This is a genomic window from Streptomyces sp. NPDC036984, from assembly GCF_055607665.1.
In genome coordinates, this window is sequence record NZ_JBVJRL010000025.1 from 22,762 (window position 1) to 44,086 (window position 21,325).

A 21,325-nucleotide genomic window follows, 5' to 3' on the forward strand; every position below is an offset into this window, starting at 1 on the left:
TACTCCTCTGATTCCTAAGCCGTCAACCGAGTGCTCTGGCCGGACCCAGAGGTCGCGTCGCGATACCAGTACTCGAGGGTCAGCACATGCCACAGATGCTTGGAGTAGTCCCGCTGCCCGGCGGCGTCCTCGGCGACCATCCGCGCCAGCGCGTCGCGGCGCAGCAACCCGGAACTGACGAGCACGCCGTCGTGCACCACCTCGCGCACCAGCGGTGCCAGATCCCGGCTCATCCAGGCGCGCAGCGGGGCGCTGAAAAGGCCCTTGGGCCGGTACACGATCTCCCGGGGCAGGACCGAGGTGGCCGCCTCCTTGAGGACTGCCTTGCCCTGCCGTCCGACGATCTTGCGATCGCCGGGTACGGCGAACGCCGCCTTGACCACCTCGACGTCCACATACGGCACCCGCACCTCCGTCGACGCGGCCATGCTCGACCGGTCCGTGTAAGTGAGGTTCAGGCCCGGCAGAAACATCCGGGCGTCGCCCAGGCACATGCGGTTGACGAAGTCGTCGAGGTCGTTGTCCTGGTAGATGTCCGCATGCTCGGTCAGCACGTCCTCGACCGTTCCGGCCAAGTCCGGATCGACCAGGGCGAGCAGCTCGTCCTGGTCGTACATGGTGTAGCTGCGCCGGAACGCGGTCTCCTCCGGCAGATCGGCGAAGGAGAGGAACCGCTTCGCGAAGCGCACCGACCGGTACCCCCGGCGGGACGTGGCGACCGGCAGCCGGTCCACGGCCCTGGACACTCCGCGCCGCAGGGGCCGCGGGACGCGCTGGTAGCGCAGCGCGAGCAGGTTGGCCAGGTGCTTGCGGTACCCGGCGAACAGCTCGTCGGCGCCCATCCCCGAGAGCATCACCTTGACCCCGGCCTCCCGGGCGGCCGAGCAGATCAGAAACGTGTTGATCGCGGCGGGGTCGCCGATCGGCTCGTCCAGGTGGTACGTCATCTGCGGCAGCAGGTCGAGCACGTTCGGAGCGATCTCGATCTCATGCAGGTCGACGCCGAACCGCTCGGCCACCCGCCGGGCATGGCGCAGGTCGTCCGGCATCGCCTCGAACCTGGCGTCCTCGGCGCGGAACCCGATCGTGTAAGCGGAGATCCCGGGTTGGTCGCGGGCCGCCAGCGCGGTCAGGTAGCTGGAGTCAAGCCCGCCGGAGAGGAAGGTCGCCACGGGTACGTCGGAGAGCAGGTGGCGCCGGGTCGACTCCTCGACGATGGCGGCTATGTCCGGCTGCTCGCCGGCCCGGGCCCGCTCACGGCCCTCGGCGGCGACGTCCTTCAGATGCCAGAACCGGCCGCGCTCCACCACGCCGTCGGGCCGGCATCTCAGCCAGCTCCCCGGCGGCAGCTTCTCCGCTTCGCGGAACGCGCACCGTGAGTCCGGCACCCAGTAGTACAGCAGCGAGGCCACCAGCGCCCCATGGTCCACCTCCAGCGTCCCGCCGGTCGCGGCGGCGAGCGCCTTGAGCTCGGAGGCGAACACCAGGCCCTCGCCGCGCCGGAGCAGGAACAGCGGCTTGATGCCGAGCTGGTCGCGGGCGAGCACCAGGTCACCGGTTCGCTCGTCGAAGATCCCGAACGCGAACATGCCGCGCAGCCGGGGCAGGCAGTCGGTGCCCCAGCGCCGCCAGGCCTCCAGCAGCACCTCGGTGTCGGAGGTACCGCGGAAGCGCACCCCGGCGGCCGCCAGTTCGGCACGCAGCTCGGGGGCGTTGTACAACTCGCCGTTGTACGTCACGACGAGGCCGCCCGAGACCATCGGCTGGGCGCCGGTCTCGGACAGGTCGATGATGGCCAGCCGGCGGTGCCCGAGGTGCACTTCGCCGTCACCGGCGGGGTGGCTGTACCGGCCCGCCCCGTCCGGACCGCGATGGGCGAGGGTATCGGTGAGCCGGTCGGTCACGACCTTCCCGTCCGGCCATCGGTAAGTGCCTGCGATGCCACACATGTCCTACCGCGCCTCCTGGTCGCTGTCCGGGACCCGTCCCGCCCACATCGGCAGCCGCTCCGTCCGCCGCCGGCCCTCCCCCACTGCCTGAACGGCGTGGGAGGTACCCCCACCGTTCTGCCGGGCGAGCCGCTCGTCCTGGCCCCGCAGCGCGATGTGCAGCCCGTCCCACAGCGTGCCGTCGGTCCGGTCACGCGGATCGGGGTCGATCAACACCACACCGATCACCGGAATGCGCTGGTCCGCGAGCTGCCGCGCCACGGTGTGCAGCCATGCGGCGCTGCCGTGCCCGGCACGCACGACGAGCACGGTCTGGGTGCCGAGGTACTGGAGGTCGGTCCACGCCGTGCCGGGCGCGACCGAGCCGACGCCGAGCCGGAGCCCCTGATGAGGCACAGCCTCGGCACCCTCGCCGCGGACCACAGCCGGGTCTCCTGGCTTCCGGCGGCGGCCCGCGAGCTGCCGGCCGGGCAGACCGTCGATGATGACCACTGGCCCCTCCGCCGCCAGTGCCCTGGCGACGTTCAGGGCGATCACGCTCGTGCTGCGCGCACAGCCCAGTTCCAGCAGCGACACCGGTTCCGCGGAGCCGCGCACGGTGCGGGCCAGGGACGCGGTGAGCCGTTCGCGTGCCGCCCGGGTCCTTCGGCGCTGCCACAGCCCGGCCGGCCGGCGGGGCGCGCGGGGCAGCTCCGCGATGACCGAGGCGCCGAGGTTCGCCGCGATCTCCCGGCGCAGCACGGGGCGGTCCGCCACCACCGCGCCGACCGCGGCCACCGCGAGCCCGAGGACGAGCCCGAGGACGAGCCCGATCACGGCGTCGGTGACAGCGGCCCTGGGCAGGGAGTGCCGCACCGCGCGCGGGGCGTCCACGATCTGCGTGCCGGCGACGAGCTGGGGCGTGCCCATGCGCGCCTCCTCGGCGCGCTGGTCGAAGTCGGCGATCCGCGAGGTGAGTTCGGCCCGGCGGGCGAAGAGCGACTCCATGCTCGCCGACGCCGTCGGGTCGCTCTCCGGCGGTCCGTCTCCGATCGTCTTGTTGACCTCGGCGAGTTCCTTCCGCATGCGGTCGCGCTGGTCGAGCAGGGCCTTGGCCTCGGCCTTCGCGGTCTCCCGCATCCGCCTCACATGGTCCGCGACGAACGCGTCGGCCAGCGCCTCGGCCCGGGCCACCGCTTCCGCGTCGCTTTTACCTGTCACATCGATCTGCAGCAGGTTGTTGGTCAAGCCGGTGCCCCGGTAGTCCCGCATGAAGTCTTCCGGGTTTTCCGGGGACTTGAGGGACCGCAGGGCCTCGCCGGCGATCCGCGTGGTGTGCAGCAACGCGACGTCGGTGCGGATCAGCGTTCCGGTGTCGTTCGGCTGGTCCTCCTTGTGCGCGACCAGCACCTTGGTCACCGCGGTCGGCGGCGGCGGCAGCAGGACCGCCACCGCTGCGCCGACCAGCAGCCCCAGCAGCGCCAAGGAGGACCAGAGGCGGCGGCGCCTGCGCACCGCCACCACCAGCGCCTGCAGATCCAGCAGGGGAGCGGCGGCCGACGACTCCGAAGTCTTGCTCGTCGTCACACTGAACCTCCCGTCGCGTTGCCGCGAACCGCGAGCGCCGGAGTGGCCTCATCCGGAGGACGGCCGGCGATCCGCGTCGAGGCCCGGACCGTGCCGGCGACGACGATGCCGACGACCTCATGCCCCGCGTCCGCACATGCCTCGGCGATGCCGGCGAGCTCCCCTGCGGTCCAGCTGCCCGCGCTGAGCACCACCAGGGCACCGGACTCGGTGTCGCGGTCAGGCACCAGCGGCCGGGACACCGAAACCCCCACCACCCGCAGCACGGGGTATCCCCTGCCCGAAGAGCTTGGGGAGGGATCGCTCTCGGCCTCGGCGACGAGCTGCCCGGCGGCCCGGCGGGCGATCTCGTCGCCGTCCGGTACGACAACCAGCAGCCGCCGGGGAGCCGGCAGCTGGTCCCGGAGGCGAGCACACACCCGCCGGTAGCGGATCTGCCTGCCGGCCTCACCGCCGGACGGCTGCGGGGCCGGTACGTCCCACCGGGTGTCGACGCCCAGCAGCCAGCCGATCCAGGCCCGCGGGCCACGGCCCTTCGGCCGGCGCGCGGGCCGTTCACCCGGTACGTCGACGGTGCCCAGCAGCGCGGAGCCCAGCGCCGCGGCGATCTCCGGTGCGGTGCGCAGTCGGCGACTCACCCGTGCGGCGGCGAGATGGCCGATGACCGCGAGCAGGAAGAGCAGCAGCGCCCCGGCGACGATGAACTGCATCCTCGTCGGCGCTGCCTCGCCGGTCGGCCGGGCCGCCGGCCCCATGACGACCATGTTGGCCCTGTTGGTCGCCGGGTCGGCCTCGTCCAGCTTTTTCATGGCGTCCTGCAGCGCGGTACGCAGCTTCTCGAGCTCGGTGCGGGCCTGCACGCTCTCCACGGTCTGCCCCGGATCGGCCGCCTCGGCAAGGTCGGTGATGCGGCGGTTGGTCTGCACGACCATCTTCCGCAGTGCCTCGGGCCCGGCCGCCGATTCGGGGTCGGTGTCGTCGCCCGCGAGCCGCGCGGCGAAGGTGACGAATTGCTGGGCCACCTGGTCGGAGAGCCGCTGCGCACGCTCCGGGGAGTCGGCCGTACCCGATATCTTGATGATGTTCCCGTCGGTGGCCTTGGCGCTCACCCGGTCCCGCAGCTCGCTGCCGCTGACCCCGGGCCAGCCGAGTGTGGCGGCCGCGCGGTCGACCACCACCGAACTGGTCGCGATCTCCGACTGAGTCAGCAGCTCACGCTCCTCCCACTGTCCCGGCAGCAGTACCGATGCCGACGTCGTGTACCGCGGCGGAAACAGCAGAGAGGCGCCGTAGCCGACGAGCGCGCCCACCACGGCGAGAACGGCGAGAAGCCGCCAGCGCCGACGGAGAATCCGCCCGATCGTGACCAGGCGTATGGTGTCATCGCTCAACGGCGCGGCCTCTTCCCAGCCCGGTCCGGGTCGCCCGCCGACACCGGAGCGTGGTCACGGCAGGCAGCGGCGTAGGCGGCGAGCAGTGACGCCTGCGAGTTCCGCCAGGAGAGCGGCCCGCTGATCCGCTCCTGGCCGATCTTGCCCATCCGGGCCCGCTTCTCCGGATCGTCCAGCAGCAGCGCGATGAGCTTGGCGAACTGGGCCTCGTCGTTGGCGGGCGCGTAGACGGCGGCGTCACCGGCGGAGACGCGCGCCTCCTTCAGGTCGAACGAGACGATCGGCCGGCCCATCGCCATGTACTCCAGGACCTTGTTCATGGTCGACACGTCGTTGAGCGGATTGCGCGGGTCGGGGGAAAGGCACACGTCCGCGGTGGACAGGTAGCGCACCAGGTCGGCGTCCGGAATGCGCCCGGTGAACTGCACCTGCTCCGTGAGCCCGAGCCGCCGGGACAGCTCCACCATCGCGTCGAAGGCGTCGCCGGAGCCGACGAACACCGCGTGCCAATCGGTCCGCCCGAACTCGTCGCGCAGCTTCGCCAGGGCGCGCAAGGCGTAGTCGACGCCGTCCTGCGGGCCCATGACGCCGAGATAGCACAGCAGATGAGGCTTGCCCCGCTTCAACTCCGGTTCGGGCGGAACCGGTTGGAACCGCTCGATCGCGGGCGCGCTGCGCACCACGAACACATCCCCAGGGCGTCGACCGCCACGGCGCATCGCGACGTCCCGGTAGCTCTCGTTCGTGGCGAGCACGACGTCCGCGGCCCGGTAGGTCAGCCGTTCCAACGCGCACACGGCGCGGTAGAGCAGGTCTTCGCCGCGGTCGAACCGGGAGAGGTACAGCTCGGGTACCAGGTCGTGCTGGTCGAAGACGAACCGTGCGCCGCGCCGCTTCAGCCACAGTGCCGGCAGGAACAACAGGTCGGGCGGGTTGCAGGCGTGGACCACGTCGACCGGGCCGACCTTGCGGGCCAGCCGGGCCGTGTGCCACAGCGCCGATCCGTACTCCCGCAGGTAGCCGGCCGGCCCTCCGGTGGCCGCGCGTAACGGGTAGCGGTGGATCCGCACCCCGTCGATCTCCGCCTCCGGCTCCGTGTCCCGTTTGCTCCCCCGGGGACAGATGACGTGCACCGTCCAGCCCGCGTCGCGCAGCGTCGTGCACTCCTGCCACACCCGCCGGTCGAAGGGCACAGACAGGTTCTCCACCAGGATCAGCGCGCGCCGGTTCGACCCGTCGCCGCTGGTTGCGTTACCAAGCAAGGCCCATGTACCCCGGTTCAGTTCGGCGCGTCTCGGCGTCGGGAAGGCGGATGAGGTCGACGATCACCGGGCCGTCACCATGGGGCAGCGCCGACAGCACGTCCGGATCCCTGGTCCCGACCAGGCACACCTCGGCGTGGTCGAGCACCTCGTCGACGGAGTCCGCGAGCAGCTGCGCGAGGTGCGGCAGCCGGGTCTCGATGTACTCGCGGTTCGCGCCGATCAGCCGGGAGAGGCTTACGTTGGCGTCGTGGATCCGCAGGTCGTACCCCTTGCCGAAGAGCCGCTCCGCCAGCTCGACGAGCGGGCTCTCGCGCAGGTCGTCGGTGCCGGGTTTGAAGGACAGCCCGAACAGGCCCACCCGGCGCTTGCCGGTGCGCTCGACCAGCTCCACCGCGCGCTGCAGATGGTCGGAGTTGGAGGGCAGCACGTGAGAGAGGATGGGCACCGAGATGTCGGCCCGCTGCGCCGCGTGGACCAGGCTGCGCAGGTCCTTGGGCAGGCAGGAGCCACCGAAGGCGAAGCCGGGCCGCAGGTAGGCGGGGCTGATGTTCAGCTTGCGGTCGGCCAGGAAAACGTCCATCACCTGGTGCGAGTCCACCCCCAGCGCCTGGCACACCGCGCCCAGCTCGTTCGCGAAGCCGATCTTGAGGCCGTGGAAGGCGTTGTCCGCGTACTTGATCGCCTCGGCCGTCGGGACCGGCACCCGGAACACCTCGCCGGGCAAGCCCTCGTACAGTGCCGTCACCGCATCGCCGCTTGCCGGGTCGAGCTCGCCGATGACGGTCTTGGGCGGGTCGAAGAAGTCCCGCACGCTCGTGCCCTCGCGCAGGAACTCCGGGTTGACCGCGACCCCGATGTCCACCCCGGCCGTACCGCCGACGTACTTCTCCAGGATCGGTACCAGCAGGTTCAGGCAGGTACCCGGGAGCATGGTGCTGCGGAAGACGACGGTGTGCCGTCCGCCCCGCTCGGCCAGTGCCGCGCCGATCTGCTCGGTGACCCGCTCCAAGTACGTGGTGCACAGGCTGCCGTTGGGCTCCGACGGCGTGCCCACGCAGACCAGCGACACCTCGCTGCCGGTGATCGCCTCGTGGACGTCGCCGGTGGCGCGTAACGCTCCGGTCCGCACGACGTCGGCGATGAGCTCGCCGATCCGCTCCTCGACCACCGGGGCCTTGCCGTCGTTGACCAGGTCGACCTTCACCTGGTTGACGTCCACCCCGATGACCTCGTGGCCCATGCTGGCCAGGCACGCGGCCGACACGCAGCCCACGTAGCCGAGCCCGAAAACGCTGACTCTCATGACCCGTTCCTCCCCCCCAGGCAGGCCTGCCGGCCTGCGGTTCGCGCGCCGGCCGGACGACGACCCCCCGCGCATCAGTAGGCGCCCTGCCCGTAGAGCACCGCACGCAGCGTCTTCCACAAGATCACTGTGTCCAGGGCGAGCGACCAGTCCTCCACGTACCGCAGGTCCAGCCGGACCGCCTCCTCCCACGACAGGTCGCTGCGTCCGCTGATCTGCCACAGACCGGTGAGTCCGGGCTTGACCAGCAGCCGCCGCCGGATGTCCGGGCCGTACGCAGCGGACTCCTCCGGCAACGGAGGCCGCGGACCGACGAGCGACATCGATCCGGTGAGCACGTTGAAGAGCTGCGGGAGCTCGTCGATCGAGTACCGGCGCAGCACTGCTCCCACCCGGGTCACCCGCGGATCCCGGCGGAGCTTGAACAGCGGGCCGGCGCCCTCGTTGCGGTCGGCCAGCTCGGCACGTGCCCGGTCAGCCCCGGCGACCATGGTGCGGAACTTGAGAATGGTGAACTCGCGGCCGTCCTTGCCGACCCTGCGCTGGCGGTAGAACGCCCCACCCCGACTGTCCACCAGCACGAGCAGCCCGACGAGCACCATCAGCGGTGCGAACAGCACCAGCAGGATCGCCGCGCCCATCCGGTCGACGGCCTCTTTGACCGCCCGGCGACCCCCGGTGAAGGTCGGCATGCTGACCCGCAGCAGCGGGATCCCGAGCACCGCGTCGACGTGCAGCCGCGGGCCGGCCACCTCCATCAGGACGGGTGCCACGACCATCTCGGCGTCGCTGCCTTCGATGTTCCAGGCCAGCCGCTGCAGCCGGTCCGGTGACCAGTGCGGGTCGGGTAGGACCGCGACGACGCGGTAGCCGTCGTGACGGACGTGCTTGGCGACGTCAGCCAGTTGACCGACGACCGGCACTCCGTCCAGTTGGTCACCGTCGAGCCCGCGACCGTCCGTCGTGCACACCGCGTCCACGCGCCAGCCGATGTGCGGAAACTTGCGGGTTCGGGTGATCAGGTCGCGCACGGTGGCCACACTTCCGGCGGCGAGCACCGGTCTCAGGCACCGTCCCTCCTTCCGCTGTTTGTGCAGCCACAGGCGCAGCAGATACCGCGCGGTCATGGTGACGAGCGCGATCGCGGGGATAGCGACGAAGATCCAAAGCTTGATGTTGCGTGAGGTGAGGGCGATCCCGCCGAGCGCCAGTACGACGGTCGCCGTGAACAGTGAGCGTCCGAGCCGCCGGAATTCCTCGGCGCCCTGGCCGAGCGCGGCCGGAGCCCACGCTCGGCTGACCGCAAGCGCCCCCAGCACCAGCAGCTCGGTGCCGAATGCGAGAATCCCCCACTTCTCGTGCCAGTTGGCCGCGTCCCGGGCCCCGAAGAAGTTACCGATCGACGCCACCACGAAGGCGGTGGCCACGGTATCGCTGATGATCACGGTACGGCGGTACCGCTGCTCCCAGTCGATCGCGGGCCGGCTGATTGCCCCGTTCGCCAGACGCTCGCGCGCCGACGGAACCGGGCTGACAAGTCCCCCTTGCCGCACAGAACCCCCCCAGGTCCCAGTGGTTCGACGTGTTCGCCCAACACTGTTCCTCCCCTCGGGAGGCCCTTGCCCCCCGGCACCATTCCTCCCCTCAGAAGTCCTCCGCCCCCCGGCGCATGCCGTCCCGGCTATTTCAGAGCTACTTGAACAACCCACCCTGGCGACAGCGGATTCGCATGTCCTGCCAGACGCTCAAGATGCTCGGGAACCCGTCGAAACCTCGGGTGCTCCCCACACCCAACGGCCCCTCGGGATCCAATAATTGATCATCCACCCGTCTGGCGCCGGGGACGCGAGTGCTGACTTCCCGTAACGCCGGACCTGAAGATCATTGTTGGTCGCCTCGTGTCCGAACAGCTGAAGCACGGTCAATCTAGACCATCGGGGCCGATATGAAGAGAGGATGTGTGGAATTTGTGCTCAGGCTTTCAACCTTCCACCGATCGGTGACCGCCTACGGGTGCCTTTTCGCCACCGCGTGCTCCAGCAGCTCACCCGGCCCCGGGTGCGGCTTCTGCGCGGCGAGCTGCAGCGGGCCTTCTACGGCGCCCGGTTCGGCAACGACTTCCCGCTGTTCGTGCACTACCACTACAGCGTGCGCCGTGGGTGCCCGAGGTGGGCGGGCCATCGCCCCGATCGACGAGGCCCACGACTTGATCGTGTCGGTGTTCCGCGGCATGTCCAAGGGCGAGCGCAACCGCCTCGACGTCCGGGTGCATGGCGCGATGTCGGCCCAGGCGCTGATGGAGGGGGCGCGGACAAGAACGGCCGGTGTTCGAAGTGCGGGGCAAGCCTGATCAAGACGCTGAAATGACGCTCGTGACGCTCAATTGAACGCTCGTTCTGGTGGGGTGCCAGACGTGGTCTGTCGATGGTCAGGGGCACTGGTGTGCCATACGGTTATGCGGCATCATCGAGGATTTCGTGGATTTACACGGCTCAGTTAAGCTATGGGGCGCTCAGCAGTTCTCCGTCTGCTGGTGATACAGGGCTAATGCACGGTCGGCTGACCTGCGTAAACGGCACCGTTCGCTTTAGCGAGACTGTCGGTCCGGGAATGGCTCGGATCTTGATCGCTGACGTTCCTCAGGCTGTGGGCTTGGCCGGATCTGCCCACGTCCCTGTCAACTGAGCCACCCCCGCAGGCGGGAGGACAGGGTCTGACCGTTCCCAAGGGATCGCGCGCGGGGACGACGTGCTGCCGCGCCGGCCGACATGAGGACGGCGGTGGGTGGGCGCGGTGACGGGTGCCTGCTGCGGTGCGGTGAGCGTGCCGGCCGACTGACTCGACGAGGTGGAACGGCACCCACGTGCTGCGTCGGTGCCCGCTGTGCTCCGTTCCGCGGGATGGTCAGGGCCCGCCGGCGGGGCGGGAGCCGCTCCCTTCGTGTTCCGGCCCGGTGAGCCGGGTCGCGAGGCGGTAGGAAACGGTGACGTCGTGGTACTCCAGGCCGGGCACGATCCTGTCGGGGAGGCGGGTCCGGTCGCTGTGGCTCTTCGACTCCCGCTCCCCGGTGCCGGGGAAGCGGACGGCTGTCCGGGGTTCCTCCGTGAAGCGGAGACGCTCGGCGTGGACCGTAGACCGGAACGAGATGTCCCACGCCTGGCTCTTCATCGCTGCGCATGCCGTTCAGGGCGGCTCCTCCCGCTCCTCGGCGGTGCGGCGGCGACGGGGCCGGGGTGCCGGCTTGCCGTCCTCGGTGCGTACTCGGCGCGCGCGGGTGCCTTCCTGGCTCCGGACGGCCCGGCGCCGGTCCTCGTCCGCGGGCCTGCGGGGCGCCCCCCGTCCGGCGGACTCGGGGCGGGGTGCGGTGCCGGCCACCGCGCCCGATGCGTCCGCGATGGCGTGACCGCTCTCCCGCACCGCCTCGCCCGCCGCCTCGGGCACACCCACGGCCTTCTCGACCACCTTCCCGGTGGTCGCGCCGACCCCCGCACCGGTCTCGCCGACGACCCGGCTCGCTTCACCGCCGACGTCCTCCACCACGCGCCCGGCACCGGTGCCCACGTCCCGAACGGCCTTTCCGGCTCCTTGGCCGACGTCCTGGGCCACGGACCCGACGCCGCGACCGACGTCCTGTACGGCGGCCCGGGCGCCCAGGCCGACGTCCTGGACGGCGCTTGCGGCCCCCGTGCCCAGCTCGCCGATGGCCTGACCGGCTCCGCCACCGACGTCCTGCACCGCGGACCCGACCCCCCGCGCCAGCACGTGCAGGATCTCCGGATTGCGGTCGAGCGTGGTGAGCACGCGGTTGATGATCGAGGCGACGTTGTCGAGGCGCACCCTGAGCTGGGCCTGCGCCTCCACACCCGAGATCCCCAGGTGAACCCTGCCCAGCGAGACATCGGCGCCCACGTTCAGCTTCACCAGGTCGAGCACCTCGGCCTGCAGCGAGACGTGCGCGCGCAGGTCCTCGACATCCAGGTCGATCTCGTCGACCTTCAACACCGGAACGTCGAGGAAGACGTCGGGGTCCGCACCGGCCGCGACACGCGCGCCGGCTGTCTCACCGCCGGGGACGGCCGTGGCCTCATGAGCCGTGCCGGCCGTGCCGTAGGGCTCCGGCTCGGCGTCGTACGGCTCGGGCTCGGTGTACTCGTCGATGTCCTCGGCGTCGGGTTCCCCGTCGTACTGGTCACGCTCCTCGACGGCCCCCTCGCCGTTCCCGGCGTTGCCCTGCATCACCGCGCCTCCATGATTTCGCCGTCACGTACGTCCATTTTGTTCCAGAATGGTGATCGGTGCGTTGTCCATCTCCAGCCGAGGCGGTTGGAGGGGCACGCGGGGCCGGGGGAGAGTTCCCCCATGGCATCTTCGGAGCCTGGCCGTATAAACAGCGCCTCGGGCACGACGTCCGTCGCGGCCGGCGTCCGCGAGGGGTTCGCGGTGTGCGCTGGGTGGAGGAAACCCCGTGAATGCACCGCAAACCCAGGGAGTGCCATAGCAGGCATCGTTCGCGGCGCTGCCGACCGCGAAGGCGATCATGAGAAGCCCCGGACAGTCCGAGACGCAGCCACTCCACTGCGGCCCGGGCCGAGCGGGATGCAGGGACCATGGTGGTCGAGGGCAACATCCAGCCGTACGGCCCGCTGCACGGCGATGTGCGAGTCCGTCGTCAGTGACGGGCCGGAGCGAGGGGTGTCCACCGGCCGAGTGATCTGCCTGCTGCGGGACGTCCAGCCGGGCGCGGCGACCACACCACGCGGACGAACTGACCACCCACAGCCCCACCTGGGGAAAACACAGCCCTGCATAGGGAAAACCCCTGAAGGGCCGCCGTGTTCTTGTGGCTGCCGCCCCGAGGCGCTTCACTGGCGCTGCTCCGCCCCCCACAGGAGAACACCCGTCCCATCGATAGAAGCGTTTCTCTTGACCGCTCTACGCGCCTCCGCTGTCGCCGCCGCGGCCTGTGCCGCCGTCCTCGCCACCGCGCTGCCCTCCTCGGCCATCAACTCGTACAACGCGACACCCGCACCCGAACGCACCGAGGTCGGCGCGCTCATCGCGACCTGGGACAACGACGGCGACCCCACGACACCCGACCGGGTCGACTGGGTCTGCTCCGGCACCATGATCGACGCGGACACGTTCCTGACCGCCGCACACTGCACCACCGACTGGCCCGGCAACGTGAAGTTCTACGTCTCCCTGGACCAGAACGTGCAGGCCGGTCTCGACGCCGTCGCGGAGAAGTATCCCGGCGATCCGGCGGCGCAGGCGAGCGCCGTCGCCGTCCAGGGCACCGCCCACAGCCATCCCGACTACCCCGGGCCCGCGTCCGACGCCCACGACATCTCGGTGATCGAGCTGTCCGCGACCAAGGTGAAGGCCCGCTGGACCTTCACCCCGGCCAAGCTGCCCACCGCCGACCAACTCGACGCGCTCGGCCCACAGGCGCTCAACAGCACCCACTGGTTCGTCGCCGGATACGGCACCCAGGAGGCCCAGCGTGGCCCCGGAGGGCAGACCCATCCCGGCGGCGGTGTCCGCATGAAGGCGCCCGTCACCTTCGACGCCCTCAACGCCGCGTGGGTCCGCCTGGCGATGACCGAACCCCAGGGGAACGGCGGCGCCTGCTACGGCGACTCGGGCGGCCCCAACTTCGCGGTGATCGACGGTCGTAACGTGCTCGCGGCCACCACGATCACCGGCGACGGCCCGTGCTACGCGACGAACGTCTCGTACCGCTTGGACACCCCGGGCGCCCGCGCCTTCCTGGAACCGTTCGTGAAGCTGCCGTAGCCCCCGCCGGGCAGAACGCGCCACCTCCGCAGCGCCTTACCGCGCTGCCGGGCCCGCCGTCGACCACGGCTCCGACGAGTCGTCGCCGGCGGGCCGATCCGGCGATGGGACTTGCCGTACGTCCTGTGCACCCGCCGCTCCCTCAACGCGGTTCGTGCTGCTGGCGGCATGGCCCTCACGGTCGGCACGCTCGGACGCGTCCTCAGTCTCTTCCAAGGTCACATCCCCAGCAGCAGCGCGGCGCTCAGTGCGACCTCGTCTCTTTACCTGCGCCGGCGCAGCACCAACGCCCGCCACCCCGACATGCTCGCCGCACCACGCAAGGAACGCGCCCGTATCCGCAGCGAAAAGGGCATCCGCTGGGGCGGACCCCCCTCGATGCGGCAGCTTGATCACTCCGGTGGTTTTGCCGGCCATGGCATCAGGTGAGTCGGGGCGCCACCTCGGCCGCAACCCACTCCATAGCCTTTCCGACATGCTCAGCCGCGACAGGCAGCCATATGGTGCAGTCGGTGAGCCCTGCCTCGGCGAGCCGCCCGAGGTCGTCGGCGACGCTCGCTGCGGTGGGCGCAGCGCCGCCGAGCGGCCGTCCCGGTGGCCGAACCGCCGCAGGGACACCGGGCGGAGCGAGGAACGCGGCTGAAGCGAGGGTCAGGCGGTCGGCGTTCTCTGCGCCGGCGAGGTCACGCAGGCGGCGCCGGACGTCGGTGACCTCCGCCGCGTCGGCGCCGGTGCCGTACCAGCCGTCACCGAAACGCAGCACACGGCGCAGGGCGGCGTCGCTGTGGCCGCCGACCCAAACGGGCGGACCGCCGACGGTGACCGGAGGCACTCCCAAGTGCGCGGCGTGCAGTGTCGTGAACGGCCCGTCGAAGTCTGCGGGCCGCCGAGTCCACAGGGCCTTGGCGGCGGCGAGGTGGTCGTCGGTGCGTGCGCCGCGTTCACGGGCGGGTACACCGACGGCGTCGAACTCGTCGGGATTCCAGCCGGTGCCGACGCCCAGGACCAAGCGGCCACCGGATACGACGTCCAGGGTGGCCGCCTGGTTGGCGAGCACCAGCGCCGGATAGTACGGCGCGACGAGTACGGACGTCAGCAGTCGCAGGCGCGTCGTCGCCCCTGCGACGGCCGACAGCAGAACAAGTGGGTCCGTGTCGAGGCCGAAACCGCTGTCCAGGAGGCGGTTTCCGACCGCAACGTGGTCAAAGCCCAGATCTTCGGCGTGGCGTGCGGCGCGGAGCACACTGGCTCCGTCGTGGAGCGGCCAGCGCGGTTGAAGAGAGACGCCGAGGCGCAACAGGGACATGAGGTTGCCTTTCCGTCAGCCGTCCGGTGGCGACACGACGGTCACCGACCGCCCTGTCGCCACACCCAACTCCCGTACCGCCACCGCTATTTCATCACGTCCGGGGCGCCACGGATCACCTGCCACTCCGTCTCGCGCCCGCAGACCGACGCCGCGAACTCCACGAGCCGGTGAACCTTCCCGGTCAGGGCACCAGTGGCCCCGGAGGTGGGACCACCCGGACAAGCCCCCGGTGTGAACGAGCCAGGTCCGCTGCGGAAGGCAGCGGCCATTCACTCATGCCGGCCTGAGTACGCGTGCTCAGGCGAGCTGCCCGGAGCGGCTCGTAGCGTCCACCGCATGCACACAGATCACGTTGCTCAAGGCATGGTGCCGCGAGTCGGCATCACCGCGGTGGGTTCCTGCCTGCCCGAGTTCGCGGTGACTTCTGAGCAGCTGCAGGAGCACATCACCGCGGCACCCGGGCTGTCGCTGCCGGCGCGGATCCTCGAACGGGTCACCGGCATCGCCTCGCGTCGTGCCGTGGCCGAGGGCGAGTACGCCTCGACGCTCGCCCTGCGGGCGGCCCGTACGGCGTTGGCCCGGGGCGGGTTCACGCCGTACGACGTCGATCTGCTGGTGTTCGCCTCGGCCACACGGGACGTGGCCGAACCAGCCACCGCCCACATCGTCCAGGCCGAACTGGGCTCCCGAGCACACGCGCTGGACGTGACGAACGCGTGCAACAGCTTCGTCAACGGCATCGACACAGCGCGCGCAATGATCCTGGCCGGCCGGGCCCGTCGGGCTCTCGTGATGACCGGGGAGACCCCCAGCCGAGCGGTTCGGTACGCCCCGGCCGACCCTGGGCAACTCCGGGACGGCTTCGCGGGCTACACCTTCGGCGACGCGGGAGCCGCGGTCGTGCTGGAGGCCGTGGATCGGGGGGGCATCCTCGACGTGGACACCGAGACGCACTCCGAGCACTGGTCGGTCGGCGGGATCTTCGGCGGCGGTTCCCGTCACCCGCGCGGAGACGAGCACACCTACTTCCGGGGCGACGGGGCCGAACTGCGCGAGGTGTTCGAGAAGGTCGGCACCTCGGTCCTGGACCGGATGCGGCAGCGCACCGGCCTGGCCTGGGACGACTTCCGGCACATCCTGGTGCACCAGGTCACCGTGCCGTACCTGGAACGGTTCGTGGAACTCACCGGCGTCCCCCGGGACCGGCTCGTCGTCACGGTCCCCGAACTGGGCAACATGGCCAGCGCCACACTGGGGGTACAGCTCGACCGCGTGCACGACGGGCTGCGCCCCGGTGACCGGGTGCTCTTCGTGGGCCTCGGCGGCGGTGTGAGCATCATGACGATGGTGTGGGAGAAGGCATGAGCACCCTCTGGGTGGTGGTGCCCGCCCACCAGGAGTCCGCGCGGATCGGCGCCACGCTGGACGCGCTCGCGGCCCAGCGGGACCGGAACTTCACTCTGGTCGTCGTGGACAACGCCTCCACCGACGCCACCGCCGGCCTCGCGCACGACTTCGCCCGCCGGGCGCCCTTCCCGGTCCATGTCCTGCGCGAGGAGGAGAAGGGCGTGGGCTGCGCGGTGGACACCGGTTTCCGTTACGCCATCGAGCACGGCGCGACGCTGCTCGCGCGTACCGACGCCGACTGCCTGCCGCGGCCCGGCTGGACGGCCGCCGCCCGGAGCGCCCTGGGGAGCGGCGCAGGCCTGGTGTGCGGTCGCATCGACGCACGCCGTGACGAGCACGGTCCTCTCGGCCGCGCGGGGTTCCGGACTCTGGTGCGCCTCGCCGCCCTCTTCGGCCGGATACGCCCGGCCCACCGACGCCGGCACGGCTACCTCGCCCCCTACCGGATGCACGCCGGGAACAACATGGCCATCACCGCCGCACTGTACGAGGCCGTGGGCGGGATGCCACGCCGCCCCTCACCCACCGACCGGCTCTTCCTGAACCGCGTGCGCCGCCACACCGCCGCCATCGTCCACGCCCGCGACATGATCGTGGAGAACTCCACCCGGCGGCTGCGCGCCTACGGCCTCCTCGGCACCGCCCGCTGGTACCTCGACAAGGGTCCGGGCCGTCGCGGGGAGGACCCCCGCTGATGCTCGACGCCCTCCCGCACGCCCTGCGCGCCCACGCCGGCCGGCCCGCGGTTCTCGGCACCACCCGGACGGGAGCCGTCCGCGTCAAGGCCACCTACGGGGACCTGGCCGACCTCACCGACCGCTACGCCGCTGCCCTGCACGCACGCGGCATCGGGCGGGGCGGCACCGTCGGTGTCGCCGTACGGCCCGGGCCGCGCGCGCTGGCCGTCATGCTCGCGGTGCTCCGACTCGGCGCGCGGGCAGCGGTGCTCGACCCGGGCGCCGGGCCGGACGTGCTGCGCGCCCGGCTGGCCATGGCCCCGCCGGGCCTCGTCCTCGCCGACGCGACCGCGCAGGCGGCCGCCGGGTGGGCCCGGCCGCTCGCCCGCCGTGCCCACCTCGCGCTGCCGCACCTGGCGGAGCTGGGGCCGGTGGTCACCGTCGGGCCGCGGCTGCCCGGCTGCGCGCCCGCCCTGGACGGTGGCACGCGGAGCATGGTGCCGCCCCGGCCGGTGGACGAGGACGCCGACGCGGTCATCGTGTTCACCTCCGGGACCACCTCCCGGCCGCGCGCGGTGGTGCACACCCGCTCCTCGCTCGCCGCAGGCATGACGACGGTGGCCGACTTGGTCCGCCCTCGGGCCGGGCAGCCTGTCCTGGGCGGGACGTTCTTCGTTCTCGTACCGTCGCTCGCGAGCGGCGCCCCGGTCGCGCTGCCCGCCCGTTCCGCACGCGTCGTGACCCGGCAGCTGCGCCGGCTTGCCCCTCAGGCCACCTATCTGACGCCGCCCCAGCTGCGGGCGGTCCTGGCCGAGGGGGCCCGGTTCACCGGCCGGGTGTGGACGGGCTCGGCCCCGGCGAGCGCGCGTCTGCTCACCCGCGTGAAGCAGGCGGGCGCCGAGGAGGCGTGGGGCGTGTACGCGCTGACCGAACTGTTCCCCGCGGCGGCGGTGGAACAAGCCGACAAGGCTGCCTACACCGGCACGGGCGACCTGGTCGGCGTCCCGCTGCCGGGAGTGGCGGCCAAGACGGACCCCTCGGGCGAACTACTGCTCACGAGTCCCGCCGCCCGTCACCGCTATCTGGGCGAGGAACCCGACCCCTGGGTCGCCACCGGCGACCGGGCACACCTGGACGGCGACCGCATCGTGCTGGCGGGCCGCAGCAAGGACATGGTGCTCAGAGGAGCCGAGAACATCTACCCGGGTCTGTACGAGCCTGCGCTGCACGTGCCCGGCGTCGAACTGGCGCTGCTGGTGGGCGTACCGGCCGATGACGGCGACGAACGCCTGGTCGCCGTCGTACAGCCGGGCAGGGGAACCGACCGTGCGGCGCTGCGGACCGCGCTGCACGCGCCGCTGGCGCGAATGGGACACGCCCGGCCCGACGCGGTCCTGCTCGCCGAGATCCCGCTGTCCGGGCGCTCCCGCAAGCCCGACCGGGCCGCAACCGCCCGGCTCGCCGCCCGCCGCCTCGCGGAAGGGGACCGGGGATGAACGCTCCGCCGCTGTGGGTGGTGGTGCCGGCCTACAACGAGGAGGCCGCAATCGGGGCCGCCCTCGCCGCGCTCGCCGCCCAGACCGACACCGACTTCGCGCTGGTCGTCGTCGACAACGCCTCCACCGACTCGACCGCCGATGTGGTGCGCCGTTTCGCAGCCCTCGCGCCCTTCCCCGTGCACGTGGTCCAGGAGAAGGAGCCGGGCACCGGCGCAGCCGCCGACACGGGATTCCGGTACGCCATCGATCGGGGCGCTGCGCTGCTCGTCCGCACGGACGCCGACTGCCTGCCCGCCGCCGACTGGATCGCCGCAGCCCGCGCCGAGTTCGCGCGCGGGACGGAGCTGGCCTGCGGCCGGAGCATCCCGCGCCCGGACGAACACCCCTCGTTCGCCGAGCGCTACGTACCGCCGGCGGTGGTGAGGACGAGCGCGCTGTACGGCCGCTGGCGCAAGGAGCACCGCCACCCGCGCTACCGCACGCCCTACGTCCTGTGCCACGGCCACAACCTCGCCGTCACGGCCGCCCTGTACCTGCGCTGCGGAGGCACCCCGCGCGTGCCGCTGGAGGGACCGCCCGAGGACGTCATCCTGCTCAACCGGGCCCGCGAGCACAGCGACCGGATCACACGGGCCGAACGGATGGTGGTACACAGCAGCCTGCGCCGGCTGCGGGCCTGGGGAGCCCGCAGGACCCTGCTGTGGAACTGGGACCGCCGCTACCGCCCCGCCGACCCGCGGCAGGTGCACATCCGATGACCACCATGTCCAGGTTCCGGGCGGCACGACGCCGGGACCGACGCGTGTACACCCGTTCTCATCCCGCGCTGTTCGCACTGCTCGCCCTGTCCGGCCACCGGGCCGTGACCCGCTTGGGCGGCACGGTGCTGGTGCACGGCGACGAGGCGTACCGGCACGCTCTCACCCGCATCCCACTGGACCGCACCGCCGATGGCACCACCGGTGGCGCCGCCCGCGAACTGTCCGCCGGCGGAGCGCTGTTCGACCAGGAGGGCACCGGTCACCGCGCCGCACGGCGCACGGTCGCCGACCCTCTTGGCGCCGCCGGAGTGAAGCGGCTGCGCCCGCTGTGGCGGGAGGTCCTCGACCGCCGCCTCGCCCCGCTGGGCGCGGGCCACGCCGTCGATCTCGTACCGCTGGCCCGGGAACTGGCCGGCGTCACGGTCCGTGCGCTCCTGGACGTCCCCGGGGACCCCGAGGACATCGCCGAGGCGGCCGCCCGTGCGGCGGCGGCCACCGTACGCGATCATCTGCCCGGACCCCGGCCGCCCGGCACGGCCCGGGCGGCCGTCGCGGCGGCAGCACGGCTGGAGGCTCTGCTCTGCCCCGCCGCGCCCGGCGAGGAGTCGGCGCTGCGGGCGATGCTCGCGGTCGCCGCCGTCAACACCACCGTGGCGGCGCTCCCGCGCGCCGGCGCCTGGTGCGCGGACGCGGCGCTGTGGGACCAGGCTGCCGACGACCGTCTGCGCCCGGCCTTGGTGAGCGAACTGCTGCGGGTGACGGCGCCCTCCCCGGTGCTGCCGCGCGTGGCGGCGGCCGACGCGAACCTCGACGGCTGCCCGGTGAAGGCCGGGAACCGTCTGATCCTGGTGGCCCGGCACGCCGCGCGCGCCCACAGCGATCCTCCGGACGCCCACCACCCGGCTCCGCCTACCGTGGCGCACCTCGTCTTCGGCGCCGGTCCCCACGCCTGCCCCGGTGCCCGCCTGGCCCGCGCCCAGCTCGACGACGCCCTCGCCGCGCTGGCCCCGTACCGTCCCGCAGTCGTCCGCGCCCGCGTGGACCGCCACGCAGCGCTGCCCGGTTGGCGGTCGCTCACCGTCCATGCCACCAGCACACCGGGGGAGAGTCGATGACCACGATCGCCGTCACCGGCGCGAGCGGCTTCTGCGGTTCCCACGTCGCCGTCACGGCCGCAGCCCGGGGGCATGAGGTGCTGTGCGTCGGACGGCGTCCCGGGCCGGTCGGCCGGCACGTCCCGTGGGACGCCGCCCGTGAGGTGCCGGATCTGTCCGGCGCGGACCTCGTCGTGCACTGCGCGGCGGCGGTCGGCGATCCCGTGCCCGGCTCCCGCGCCGAGGCCGCGATGCGAGCCGTCAACGTCGACGGCACAGCGCGGCTGATGCAGGCAGCCACCGGGCGGCCGGTGGTGTGGGTGAGCAGCGCCAGCGTCTACGAGCCGGGCCCCGGCCGCTCCCGCATCACCGAGGACCATCCGGTGCGCGGCCAGTTGAACGCGTACGGCCGCACCAAGGCCGCCGGCGAGGCCCTGGCGCTCGCCGGCGGAGCCGTGGTCCTGCGGCCCCGGGCGGTCTACGGTCCCCGCGACCCGCACCTGGTGCCCCGGCTGCTCTCCCGAGTCCGACGCGGCCTGCTCCTGCTGCCCGGCCCCAGCGTCCGCCTCAGCCTCACAGCCGTCGAGAACCTCACCGACGCGTGCCTCGCCGCCGCCGACTGGCCTCCAGGGGCCTACAACATCGCCGACCCCGCGCCGTACGACCGGGACCAGGCCGTCCAGACCGTCTTGCAGGCCCACGGCGTACGAACGCGCATACGGCACATTCCGGTGCCGGTCGCCCGTACCGTGGCCAGGACTGCCCAGCTTCTGACTCAGCTGCGTTCGAACACCGAGCCGGTACTCACGCCCTACGCGGTAGACCAACTGGCCACCTCGGTTGTTCTCGATGTGTCCAAGGCCCAGTCCCAGGGGTGGACAGCCGGTCGCCTCCTGATGGACTACACGCGTGCCCTGCCGACGAAGTGAGCGGCCACGACACGGCCGGGTCCCTGTGTTTTTCCGTGGCTCGTCGGGTGAAGCCCCGCCCCTGCCGGCGGGCCGGGGCGTTGCCTGGCGGCACTCCGAAGGCGTGCCGCGCCTGGGCGTAGGGCCGAGGCGCAGCGGGGTGGTGCGCCGCGACGGGCACGAGCCGCTGGACCTGGCGGCGGCGATCGGCGCGCTGGTCACCGAGCGACGGCGGCCGAGGTGCCGGGCTGGGAATCAGGGACCGTCCCCGCGGGCGCCTCCGGCCCCGGCCGGGCGTACCGCCTGACGACCCGCCGCGACAGCGCACAGGGAGACAACGCCTCTCAGCACCGGCGCACGCCACACTTCTTCACGGTATGCCCGCGCCTCGGAGGCTGCG

General features: G+C 72.0%; 18 protein-coding genes. 9 read left to right on the plus strand and 9 right to left on the minus strand.

Annotated features, from left to right (window positions below; genetic code table 11):
• Window positions 1–14: 14 nt before the first annotated feature.
• From asnB to ACZ7DL_RS32465, 6 genes are all read right to left on the minus strand, one after another.
• Window positions 15–1,949 (minus strand): asparagine synthase (glutamine-hydrolyzing), encoded by a 1,935-nt coding sequence (gene asnB, locus ACZ7DL_RS32440; RefSeq protein WP_470779682.1) that lies wholly within the window; start codon window positions 1,947–1,949, stop codon window positions 15–17.
• 3 nt (window positions 1,950–1,952) lie between these two features.
• The gene (locus ACZ7DL_RS32445; RefSeq protein ID WP_470779684.1) at window positions 1,953–3,515 is read right to left on the minus strand and encodes a Wzz/FepE/Etk N-terminal domain-containing protein; all 1,563 of its coding nucleotides are present in this window, start codon (window positions 3,513–3,515) and stop codon (window positions 1,953–1,955) included.
• Window positions 3,512–4,906: a Wzz/FepE/Etk N-terminal domain-containing protein gene (locus tag ACZ7DL_RS32450; protein WP_470779686.1), complete on the minus strand. Its 1,395-nt coding sequence runs from the start codon at window positions 4,904–4,906 to the stop codon at window positions 3,512–3,514. Before ACZ7DL_RS32450 ends, ACZ7DL_RS32445 begins: the two co-directional genes overlap by 4 nt.
• Window positions 4,903–6,168, minus strand: a complete 1,266-nt coding sequence (locus tag ACZ7DL_RS32455) for a glycosyltransferase family 4 protein (RefSeq protein ID WP_470779688.1) — start codon at window positions 6,166–6,168, stop codon at window positions 4,903–4,905. Before ACZ7DL_RS32455 ends, ACZ7DL_RS32450 begins: the two co-directional genes overlap by 4 nt.
• A complete protein-coding gene (locus tag ACZ7DL_RS32460; RefSeq protein WP_470779689.1) occupies window positions 6,158–7,474 on the minus strand; it encodes a nucleotide sugar dehydrogenase in 1,317 nt (438 codons plus the stop codon). The genes ACZ7DL_RS32455 and ACZ7DL_RS32460 overlap by 11 nt, the downstream gene beginning before the upstream one ends.
• Before the next feature lie 74 nt (window positions 7,475–7,548).
• A complete protein-coding gene (locus tag ACZ7DL_RS32465; protein ID WP_470779691.1) occupies window positions 7,549–9,027 on the minus strand; it encodes a sugar transferase in 1,479 nt (492 codons plus the stop codon).
• Between the two features lie 602 nt (window positions 9,028–9,629).
• Between ACZ7DL_RS32465 and ACZ7DL_RS32470 the strand changes: the two genes are divergently transcribed.
• Complete coding sequence (locus ACZ7DL_RS32470) at window positions 9,630–9,824, plus strand: hypothetical protein (RefSeq protein WP_470779693.1); 195 nt, start codon at window positions 9,630–9,632, stop codon at window positions 9,822–9,824.
• A gap of 554 nt (window positions 9,825–10,378) precedes the next feature.
• Here the strand turns inward: ACZ7DL_RS32470 and ACZ7DL_RS32475 are convergent.
• Both ACZ7DL_RS32475 and ACZ7DL_RS32480 read right to left on the minus strand, forming a co-directional pair.
• Complete coding sequence (locus ACZ7DL_RS32475; protein WP_470779694.1) at window positions 10,379–10,642, minus strand: hypothetical protein; 264 nt, start codon at window positions 10,640–10,642, stop codon at window positions 10,379–10,381.
• A gap of 15 nt (window positions 10,643–10,657) precedes the next feature.
• On the minus strand, window positions 10,658–11,710 hold the full coding sequence (locus ACZ7DL_RS32480; protein WP_470779695.1) for a hypothetical protein: 1,053 nt from the start codon (window positions 11,708–11,710) through the stop codon (window positions 10,658–10,660).
• A gap of 687 nt (window positions 11,711–12,397) precedes the next feature.
• Between ACZ7DL_RS32480 and ACZ7DL_RS32485 the strand changes: the two genes are divergently transcribed.
• Both ACZ7DL_RS32485 and ACZ7DL_RS32490 read left to right on the plus strand, forming a co-directional pair.
• The gene (locus tag ACZ7DL_RS32485; RefSeq protein ID WP_470779697.1) at window positions 12,398–13,270 is read left to right on the plus strand and encodes a trypsin-like serine protease; all 873 of its coding nucleotides are present in this window, start codon (window positions 12,398–12,400) and stop codon (window positions 13,268–13,270) included.
• A 168-nt stretch (window positions 13,271–13,438) separates the two neighbouring features.
• Window positions 13,439–13,699 (plus strand): hypothetical protein, encoded by a 261-nt coding sequence (locus ACZ7DL_RS32490; protein ID WP_470779817.1) that lies wholly within the window; start codon window positions 13,439–13,441, stop codon window positions 13,697–13,699.
• On the opposite strand, the gene ACZ7DL_RS32495 is transcribed toward ACZ7DL_RS32490, so the two are convergent.
• Window positions 13,692–14,576: a TIGR03619 family F420-dependent LLM class oxidoreductase gene (locus tag ACZ7DL_RS32495; RefSeq protein ID WP_470779698.1), complete on the minus strand. Its 885-nt coding sequence runs from the start codon at window positions 14,574–14,576 to the stop codon at window positions 13,692–13,694. The two genes, ACZ7DL_RS32490 and ACZ7DL_RS32495, sit on opposite strands and share 8 nt — an antisense overlap.
• Window positions 14,577–14,942: 366 nt before the next feature.
• Here ACZ7DL_RS32495 and ACZ7DL_RS32500 point away from each other — a divergent pair, with 366 nt between their 5' ends.
• From ACZ7DL_RS32500 to ACZ7DL_RS32525, 6 genes are read left to right on the plus strand one after another with little or no spacing between them, the layout of a single operon-like run.
• Entirely contained in the window at window positions 14,943–15,944 is a 1,002-nt protein-coding gene (locus ACZ7DL_RS32500) for a 3-oxoacyl-ACP synthase III family protein (protein WP_470779700.1), read from the plus strand.
• Window positions 15,941–16,681: a glycosyltransferase family 2 protein gene (locus tag ACZ7DL_RS32505; RefSeq protein WP_470779702.1), complete on the plus strand. Its 741-nt coding sequence runs from the start codon at window positions 15,941–15,943 to the stop codon at window positions 16,679–16,681. Before ACZ7DL_RS32500 ends, ACZ7DL_RS32505 begins: the two co-directional genes overlap by 4 nt.
• Complete coding sequence (locus ACZ7DL_RS32510) at window positions 16,681–18,159, plus strand: class I adenylate-forming enzyme family protein (protein WP_470779703.1); 1,479 nt, start codon at window positions 16,681–16,683, stop codon at window positions 18,157–18,159. The genes ACZ7DL_RS32505 and ACZ7DL_RS32510 overlap by 1 nt, the downstream gene beginning before the upstream one ends.
• Complete coding sequence (locus ACZ7DL_RS32515; RefSeq protein WP_470779705.1) at window positions 18,156–18,920, plus strand: glycosyltransferase; 765 nt, start codon at window positions 18,156–18,158, stop codon at window positions 18,918–18,920. Before ACZ7DL_RS32510 ends, ACZ7DL_RS32515 begins: the two co-directional genes overlap by 4 nt.
• A gap of 44 nt (window positions 18,921–18,964) precedes the next feature.
• Window positions 18,965–20,038, plus strand: coding sequence for a cytochrome P450 (locus ACZ7DL_RS32520; RefSeq protein WP_470779706.1), 1,074 nt, complete (start codon window positions 18,965–18,967; stop codon window positions 20,036–20,038).
• Window positions 20,035–20,946 (plus strand): NAD-dependent epimerase/dehydratase family protein, encoded by a 912-nt coding sequence (locus ACZ7DL_RS32525; protein WP_470779708.1) that lies wholly within the window; start codon window positions 20,035–20,037, stop codon window positions 20,944–20,946. The genes ACZ7DL_RS32520 and ACZ7DL_RS32525 overlap by 4 nt, the downstream gene beginning before the upstream one ends.
• Window positions 20,947–21,325 lie beyond the last annotated feature (379 nt).